Annotated in this window: 1 protein-coding gene; it reads left to right on the forward strand. The window is 57.8% G+C overall.

Annotation, left to right across the window (positions count from 1 at the left end):
- The first annotated feature begins 80 nt into the window (after positions 1–80).
- Positions 81–1,049: a protein rep gene (locus ACFTXQ_RS36710; RefSeq protein ID WP_382650042.1), complete on the forward strand. Its 969-nt coding sequence runs from the start codon at positions 81–83 to the stop codon at positions 1,047–1,049.
- Positions 1,050–1,085 lie beyond the last annotated feature (36 nt).

Raw genomic sequence — 1,085 nt, forward strand, 5'->3', positions numbered from 1 at the left:
AGCCGGGGGCCTCTTTACTTGATACATAGAAACAAAGTGTTAGCAGCAGGTATGCTGCCAGCACGGGAAAGGAGCCAGGCATGGCCAAAAAGAAAACCCCCGTATGCGCTGTCAACTTGGCGGAAGAGGCGCATACAGGGGTCGATGAAGCTGAAAACTTCGGCGATAGATTAGCACGCTACGGCAGCGCTCACGCAAGGTCACTGGACATGCTTGGGCACCTCCGGGACGTGTCATCCGTCGAATCCACGAAAGCGTCCGCAGGCCTCGCCAGCTGCGGAAATTACCTGCACTTTCGGGAGTATTTCACCGTGGGCAAGGTTCGGCTGCACAACGCTACGTTTTGCAAGCAACACCTGATCTGCCCTCTCTGCGCTATTCGGCGTGGAGCTAAGGCGCTCGGGGCCTATTTGGCTCGCTGGGAGGTGATCCAGAAAGAGCGCCCAGACCTGCAACCCTACCTTCTCACGCTTACCGTGAAGAACGGTCCAGACCTTGAAGAGCGTCAGCGTCATCTGACCCGTTCGCTCAAGCTCATGATGGATCGCCGCCGATACTTCAACGCAGGTACTCGCGGTGCTCCCTACACGGAGCTGTGCAAGGCCGAAGGCGGTGTTTACACGCTTGAGTTGACCAATAAGGGGAAGGGTTGGCACCCGCATTGCCACATGATCGTTTTAGCGGCCTCTAAGCCCTCTCCGAGCGCGATTAGTGCTGAGTGGCACGCTATCACTGGTGACAGCATGATCGTCGATTGCAGGCCCATTGCAGGCGATCCTAGCGAGGGTTTCATGGAGGTCTTCAAGTACGCTGTGAAATTTTCCGATTTGTCCCTAGCTGACAACTGGCACGCGGCCCAGGTACTCAAGGGAAAGCGTCTGCTGAATAGCTTTGGGCTCTTCCGCGGCGTCGATGTCCCTGAATCCCTCCTGGATGAACCGCTCGACTCTCTTCCGTACTGGGATCGCTTCTATCGCTTCGTCCAGGGCGAGTTGGGCTCGGCCACGGCCTCGGGCCACGGGAAGATGCGCCGGCCGCTGACGTTGTAGGCCTCCTCGAATTCCATGTCGTTCTCGTGGGCGGTG

It is taken from the genome of Streptomyces sp. NPDC057010 (assembly GCF_042673805.1).
GTDB lineage: Bacteria > Actinomycetota > Actinomycetes > Streptomycetales > Streptomycetaceae > Streptomyces.